We start from the raw sequence: 7,424 nt of genomic DNA, 5'->3' as shown, positions 1-7,424 counted from the left end.
CGCTGACTTTGTAACCGCCCAGGTCGGGATGCATCAAACCGGGAACGATTTCCCCTTTCTTGACCTTGAGCCCCTTGTAGTAATAGGTTCCCTGGACGAGCGAATTCGTGCAATTCCCGACGCCGATGGTCGCGATTCTGATTTCTGACATGACTTTTTCTTCCTTTCTTTTGTTAAATTTGCCTTCCGTCGGCAAATTTTGGTTTATTTGCGAACGATAATCCGTTCAAGAAGCCGGAGCGCGCCGCGCGATCGGCGGATAGTAAATGAACAAATTGCTGATCCGGTCGCTCTCGCCGAAATAAATTTCGCCGTCCCGGCCGGTAACCGCGCAGTCTATTTCATAGCCGTACCAGGGCGTTTCCATGGTGGCCAGCAAAACGCCGAGGTCGCGCAGCTCATGCCGCTCCGGCTCGTAGACGAAAAGGTGGCAGCATTTGCCGGGTTCGCCGCCGACGCCGAAGACGCGGCCGTCGTTGCCCACCGCCAGGGCGCGCACCCGCATTTGGTCAATCGGCTTGCCCAAACAGCGGATATCTCCGGCCCGGGGGTCAAACGCAAAAAGAATGCCGTCAATGGTGCCGCCGTAAATCAGGCCGCTTTGTCCGTCCTGCGTCCATGCGTCAACGCGGTTGTAGGCTTCGCGTCCCTTGAGGCTTGGAAGCGCAAACGGCGTGTCTTCCACCCGCCCCGTATCGGGCTCGTATTTAAAAATGCGTCCGCAACCCGCCGCGCCATAGACCGTTCCCGTCCCCCCGTCAATGAAGAGTTTCGGCGAAAATTCGCCGAGAGGGTCAACCCGTCCCTTCGCCTCAAGCGATTTTGAGGCCGGGGAATAAGAGAAAAACAGGCCGTTCCTGGACGCCAGGCCGTAAATGGTTTTACGCCGCTTGTCAATGACCAGCGATGCCGCGCCCTCCGGGAGCTCGGCCAGGATTTCTATTTTTCCCGAGGAATGGCAGGGGTCAACGATGCTGTGAAACATCTGATCCTCAACCGGCAGATCAAAAATTTCACGCACCCCTTTTCCCGAAGTATCCAGTTCCTTCAGCAATGCTTCACAGGGTGAATAGCTGAATAAAACCCCCTTGCCGCCGCCTTCCGCCGTTCCGTAAATCCGCTCGTCGGCAACCAGGCCGGTAATCCGCATGTTTTCGCCAACAACCCCGATGTCAACCGCCACATCGGCGTCCGGACTGGGGTCGTAGAAGAACATGTGCGCCCTTTTGCCCGAGGTGCCGCCGTATATTTTGCCGCTTTGGCCGCGGACCAGCGCGGTAATGGCGCATTCGCCGGCCGGAATCGGCTTTGTAAACGATGAGGGGCCCAGCCGCCTGACCTGAACGTGTCCTTCGCTGACGAACGCGCTTTTCTCGTATCCGGCGCGGAGTTGCAGGAATTTTTTAATGCCCTCGCCTTTAAAACGGGGGTCAGTGTAAGGCGAAATGGGCCAGGTTTTGTCCTTTAAATTCGGCGGCAGGCCCGAACAGCATTGCCCAGCCGTTCTTCCGTCCGGGCGGCAAGACTGGTTTCCCGCCCCGTCTTTTTCAGGTTGTCGCGCAGGAGTAAAAATTTCTTTTGTCATTGCTTTCATCCCCAATGGCGCATGATTTTTCCGGTAAATTTTTTCCCGGCGGCGCCGGCATATTTGAACAGCTTGGTCGGGCGATTGCCGACTTCGGCGAAATAAAGGTTCCCGTTAAAGTCCGCCGCGGAGCGGGAAATGTGGTCCGCCGGTTTGCCGTCGCAGGCGATTTCGCCGATAATTTCGCGCCGGCCGTTATCCGGATTGAAGACGATCAGGTGCGGCGTGGGTTTTCCCCGGGCGGAGGGGATGTTGGCCGTAAAATAAAGATTGCCGTCGGACCCGAATACGAGGCCGCCGGCGTGGCTGTTGATGATGTGGAACCACTCGCCGTTTTCCTCCCCGCAGGCCTTGCCGAAGTCAACCAGCTTATTTTGCTTGAAATGATAGGAAAACAGGCGTTCGCCGAAGGTCCAGGTCAGGCCGTACACGGATTCGCCGTCCGGAGAAGGCGCCGCGTCGTAGGGAACGTTGTGAAATCCGTTGCGGAAGGGGGCGTGCGGGATTTGAACGCCCGTTTCCTCCAGTTCTTCCCGGTCGCCGTCGCAACGGATGATGTTGCCGTAATCATCGGCGGTGTAGGCGTTTTCCCCGCGGTCAAGGAAAATGCATTGCGGGTTTATGCTTCCGATCCGGCCCAGGTCGTTCAAACGCCGCGTGTCAATGTGATAAGTGAAAAAATGGTTGCGCGGGTATGAAATGCCGTAGAGCATGCGGCGTTTATTGCTGATGGCCATGCAGCGCGTGCCTTCGTTGGGCATGAGCCAGTCCGTGAACAGAAGTTTTTTCGCATGCGGATCATAGACCGCCAGTCCGGAAGCGCGAAAATGTTTCACCGGATGGGTCCAGCAGTTCCACGGCCGCCACATCCCGTCGCCCAACGGGGCGCCGGTGCAATGGGTGGCGGCGTATAAGACGCCTTCCTCGTCGGAAACCAGCGAGTAATGAATTTTCGCCTGGGCGGCTTCGCCGAGTTCGGGCGGGACGCCGAGGGCGTCCGCCATTTCCAGAAGATAGTCAACTTTTTGTTTTTGCGGGTCATAGGAGGCGATAAACGCGCTTAATCCCCCTGTCATTTCGCCGCAAACGCCAATATAAAGCATGCCGTCCGTGCCTGTGATCAGAGACCAGCAGGTGTCATGCTCTGGCAGCCGGTCAAATATTATGGTTTCAAATTTCATGTTTTAAACTTCATCAGGCAAACATGTCTAAACCTGTTCTATACTTGTTTGAACACATTTATAAAACATTTTTTTCAGTATGTCAACAAATATTTTTAATTTTTTGTAATGCCTCAGTTATGTGGGTGGATGGCAATTCAATTGGCCAGTCTTCGTAGGGGCCGCGCTTGTCGTGCGCCCGTCTTTATTGAAGAGGACTTCGCAAGCGAAGCCCCTACGGTTTCTCTCTCCCCCTCATAAATGAGGGATTACAATTTTTTTTAAAGCCTCAATTATGCGAATGCAAATAACTGGAGGCATAGGAATTTCAATCTTGCCACAAGAGGCACAAAGGGGCGGATTTCTCTGGATAACAAAACCCGGGCGTGTTATCCTGCATTGGAAAGAAGGAAGAGGCCGACAATCACCAAAGGGAGGTCATTTATGCGCGTGCATTTGTTTTTTTTGCTGTTCTTGTCCGCTTGCGTCTTGCGTTCGCCGGCCGCCGATCTCATCGTAAGCCCGATTTTCAAGGCGGCTGAAGAGGGCGATATTGAGCTTGCCAAAATGCTTCTGGAAAAAAATCCCGGTCTGGTCAAGGCCAAAGGAAGCGCCGGTTACACGGCGTTGCACTGGGCGGCGGGGGCTGGACAGAAGCAGGCGGTTGAATTATTGCTGGCCCGCGGCGCCGAGGTGAATGCGCGCGACGCCGCCGGCGCCGCGCCCCTCCATCTGGCGGCCTTTCAGGGCCATTTGAAGGTCGCGGAAATTCTTATTGACAAAAACGCGGATGTGAACGCAAAAAACATCCGGCTCCGGACGCCGCTGCATAATGCCGCCGGCCGAAACTTTGAAAAAATTGCGGCCCGCCTTTTGCGGGCGAAAGCCGATGCGAACGCGCGCGACAATATGGGCATGACCCCGCTGCACACGGCCGCCATGTACGGCAGTTTGCCCGTGATTGAACAGCTCTCCGCCTCCGGCGCTCTTCTCAACGAACCTGACAGCCGCGGCGATACCGCGCTCCACCTTGCCGTTCAATACGGACATTATGACGCGGCGGACCTGCTCGCGCGCAAAGCGGCGGATCTGAATGCGAAAAACAAGCTCGGTTTCACCGCCCTGCACCTGGCCGCCATGCAGGGGCAGGATAATACCGTCGCCATGCTTCTCGCAAAAGGCGCCGCTCCTTCCCTGACCGATAATTACGGACAGACGGCTTTGCAATGGGCCGAGTTGAAAGGGCATCAGAAAGCGGCGGAACTGATAAGGAAAAAAAACGGGCCGGTTCGGGAAAACGAAAGACAATAAAACAACATACGGGAAATGCCGGTGCAATTCAAGGATTATTACGGAACGCTCGGCGTTGCGCGGGGCGCGTCTCAGGATGAAATCCGCAAAGCCTATCGCAAACTGGCGCGCAAATTCCATCCGGACGTGAACAAGGACCCGGGCGCGGAAAATCGCTTCAAGGAAATTGCCGAGGCCTACGAGGTGCTCGGCGACCCGCAGAAGCGCGGTAAATACGACGAATTCGGCGCAAATTACCGAGCGGGCGATGAGTTCCGCCCGCCGCCCGGCTGGGAAGAGGCGCAATATCGGTTTTACGGGGAACCTTCCGGCGCCGGGTTCACGGCGGAAGATTTCGGCGGTTTCAGCGATTTTTTTGAGACCCTTTTCGGCGGACGCGGCGGTGGGGGGCGGCCATTTCATCAAACGCGCGGTCAGGATCACGAGGCCGGGCTGTCCATCAGCCTGGAAGAAGCGTATCATGGCGTTAAAAAAAACATCGGATTGCAGACGGTCGGCCTGGATGACCGCGGCCGCCCTCTGCGGCAAACAAGGAATTACAAGGTGCAGATACCGCCGGGCGCCGTTGACGGCATGAAAATCAGGCTGGCCGGCCAGGGCGGGGCCGGACGCGGGGCAGGCCCGGCCGGCGATTTGTATCTGCGTATTTCCATCATGCCCCATCCGGTCTTTAAATGGACCGGAAAAAACCTTGAAATTACCGTGCCGCTTGCTCCATGGGAAGCCGCGCTCGGGGCCAGGATCAAAGTGCCGACCATGGAAGGCCCGGCTGCTTTGGCCATCGCGGCCGGGACACAGTCGGGCCAGCGTTTCCGTTTGCGCGGCAAAGGTCTCCCGGGGCGTCATCCGGGCGACCTTTTTGTTGCCGTCCGGATTGTCGTGCCGGATTCGCTCTCGGCAAATGAGCGCAAACTGTTTGAGGAGCTGGCCAAAACTTCGCCTTTCAGGCCGCGGGAAATGAATCGCTTTTCAAACGACCGGGAAGCATGAAGCCGTCTTTTGTCATCTTGGGGGCGCGGGGGAGCATGCCGGTTTCGGGCGGGAAATTCACAAAATACGGCGGCCGGACCACCTCTTTCTGCCTGAAGACGGAGGAGGGCATGTTGATTATTGACGCCGGCACCGGCATTGAACTGGTTGCTGAAACCGCGGATGAAAAGCTGCGGCCGGCGGCCGTCCTGTTCACCCACTTTCATCTTGACCATGTAATGGCCCTGCCGTTCCTGAAACGGCTTTCCCGCCGCCAATCTTCGTTGCAGCTGATCGCTGATTCTTCCGGCGGCAAGAACTGGCGCGCGGCGCTGGCCAACCTTTTTGCGCCGCCTTACTGGCCGGCGCCGCTGGCTGAAATGGGGGCGCGTCTTGAATTCAGCGATTTACCCGCCGGAAAAAACGCTTTTGATTTGCACGGCGTTCAGGTTGCCTGGTGCCCGCTTGCGCATCCGCAAAATTGTCTCGCCTTCCGGTTTAAAACCGGAAAGAAGTCGGTTGCCATTGTTACCGATCATGAAAGCGGCTCCCCGGACATTGACGGGGCTTTATTGCGATTATGCCGGGGGGTTGATTATCTTATTTATGACGCGCAATGGACTCCGGAGGAGCTTGCAAAGCGCCGCGGCTGGGGGCATAGCAGTTGGAAGGACGGAGCGGATTTTGCCCGGCGCGCCGGCGCGGGCGAACTTATCCTGACCCATCACGATTACAAAAGAAGCGACGATGAAATTGACGCCATCGTGCAAGAAGCCCGCCGTTGTTTCCCGGAAACAAAAGCGGCCCGCGAAAACATGCCGGTTTTCTGAGCGCGCCGGTCAGGTAACCTGTTCCACGACAATGTTCGGATCAACTTCCTCCCTGAGGAGGCGTTCAATGCCCTGCTTGATGGTCATGGTGGCGTGCGGGCAGCAACCGCAGGCGCCGGTCAGGCGCACTTGAACTTTACTGCCGTTAATGGCCGCTATTTCCAGATCGCCTCCGTCGGCCTGAAGCATTGCGCGTGCCTGTTCCAGTTTTTCCCTGATTTTCTGTTCCATTTGTTGTCTCATCCTTTATGATGTTCCGTTATGACACTGCCAGGCCATTCTATGCCGCCGCGTTGAAAATACAATGCTTATCTTTCCCCGCCCGCCGAATTTTCCGCAGGATTATTTCAGTAAAAAAACAACCGTTTTATAACCTTTCATCCTGTGTCCTCGCTTTCATTGGCCGGTTTGCTCCGCGATGGCGGCGGTAATCGCCGCGCCGATGCCGGAACCGTCTTTTGCCAGCTCCAGTCTTATGCCGCGGGCTTTGGCGCCGAAAATATCGTCAAAGACGCCGCAGATGTTTTCCCTGTAACGGGGGTAAAGCTCAAAAAGGGATCCGTCTATTCCGACCAGATGTTCCCGGAGAAGCTGCGGGTCCATCCAGGTGATGACCGCGGCAATCGCCGCGCCCGCAAGCCTTGCCGAGCGGCGCGCCGTCAGGCCGCAGATGTTTTGCAAAGTTTTACGCTCATCCGGGCCGATGTGTTCCAGCCCGGACTCTGCCAGCGCGCGGAAATCATTCCCGGCAATGCGGGACATGTCTTCCGTTTTCAATTCGTGGCCGCCGCGGAAAAATTCGCTCACGCCCCGCAATCCCATATCCGCGAGCATTTTGCTCGCCAGCGCGCCAAGATACATGCCCGAAACCATCTTTTCCAGAAACTGGAATCCGGGATTACGGGAACATTTGTCCAGTTCAACGTCGTAAGGGGTTTGCGCAAGCCCGGCAAAATTGCCCCATTCAATGTTTATTATCATTTCGCCGTCCCGGCCCGGATTTTTATTCCTGGCAATATTGCTGATTTTTTCGGGATAACAGGCGTTCGTGCCGGTGCCCAGAATGACGCCGGCATCGCACGAACGGTCCGCATAACTTTTGGAGACGAGCGTTCCGATCGTGTCGTTTACCAGGGCCGTAATTCTTATGAACCGCAGGCCCTTGCGCGCCAGCGCCTCTTCAAGAAGTTTTACCACGTCTTGGCCGACAACCCCCGAAGCGCTGAAGCCCTTGGTCCAGATGATAAGCCGTCCGGCGGCGATGGCGGTCTGTTCCGTGGGAAAGGAAAAAGTGAACGCCAGCGCCGGGCGGTCGTCCGGGCCGATGGAGTTTTGGCGCAGAAAATCTGCCAGACACTGTGCCATGAAATCAAAAAGCGCGGCGCCCGGCCCGTTCATCAGATGTTTGGCAACGCCGAACCTGGACATGGCCGTAACGTTCGCTCCGCCCCGCCCGTCAAGTTCAACGCAGAGAATCCGCAGGTTTGTTCCCCCGAGGTCCATGGCCAGATAACGCCCTTTTTCGGCGCCGGAAGGCCTTTTGACGAACGATGGCAGCATCTTGAGCGG

Annotated in this window: 7 protein-coding genes; 3 read left to right on the top strand and 4 right to left on the bottom strand. The window is 56.6% G+C overall.

The window, feature by feature from the left end; translation table 11 throughout:
- Positions 1 to 226: 226 nt before the first annotated feature.
- Positions 227 to 1,585 (bottom strand): hypothetical protein, encoded by a 1,359-nt coding sequence (locus PHP98_11090; GenBank protein ID MDD5484173.1) that lies wholly within the window; start codon positions 1,583 to 1,585, stop codon positions 227 to 229.
- Positions 1,586 to 1,590: 5 nt separating this feature from the next.
- The gene (locus PHP98_11085; protein ID MDD5484172.1) at positions 1,591 to 2,766 is read right to left on the bottom strand and encodes a hypothetical protein; all 1,176 of its coding nucleotides are present in this window, start codon (positions 2,764 to 2,766) and stop codon (positions 1,591 to 1,593) included.
- 423 nt (positions 2,767 to 3,189) lie between these two features.
- Between PHP98_11085 and PHP98_11080 the strand changes: the two genes are divergently transcribed.
- Genes PHP98_11080 through PHP98_11070 form a run of 3 tightly spaced genes read left to right on the top strand, consistent with a single transcriptional unit; the run spans position 3,190 to position 5,855 of the window.
- Positions 3,190 to 4,056: an ankyrin repeat domain-containing protein gene (locus PHP98_11080; GenBank protein MDD5484171.1), complete on the top strand. Its 867-nt coding sequence runs from the start codon at positions 3,190 to 3,192 to the stop codon at positions 4,054 to 4,056.
- Between the two features lie 21 nt (positions 4,057 to 4,077).
- Entirely contained in the window at positions 4,078 to 5,046 is a 969-nt protein-coding gene (locus PHP98_11075; protein MDD5484170.1) for a DnaJ C-terminal domain-containing protein, read from the top strand.
- A complete protein-coding gene (locus PHP98_11070) occupies positions 5,043 to 5,855 on the top strand; it encodes an MBL fold metallo-hydrolase (protein MDD5484169.1) in 813 nt (270 codons plus the stop codon). Before PHP98_11075 ends, PHP98_11070 begins: the two co-directional genes overlap by 4 nt.
- Before the next feature lie 9 nt (positions 5,856 to 5,864).
- Here PHP98_11070 and PHP98_11065 read toward each other — a convergent pair whose 3' ends face one another.
- Together PHP98_11065 and PHP98_11060 are read right to left on the bottom strand one after the other, a co-directional pair.
- The gene (locus PHP98_11065; GenBank protein MDD5484168.1) at positions 5,865 to 6,098 is read right to left on the bottom strand and encodes a NifU family protein; all 234 of its coding nucleotides are present in this window, start codon (positions 6,096 to 6,098) and stop codon (positions 5,865 to 5,867) included.
- A 153-nt stretch (positions 6,099 to 6,251) separates the two neighbouring features.
- A partial coding sequence (locus PHP98_11060) for a hexokinase (GenBank protein MDD5484167.1) occupies positions 6,252 to 7,424 on the bottom strand: 1,173 nt, incomplete at its 5' end.

Source organism: Kiritimatiellia bacterium (assembly GCA_028715905.1).
In the GTDB taxonomy this organism is placed as follows: Bacteria; Verrucomicrobiota; Kiritimatiellia; order JAAZAB01; family JAAZAB01; genus JAQUQV01.
Note: the sequence above shows the minus strand (reverse complement) of the source record. Positions and strands in the feature narration are given on the sequence as shown.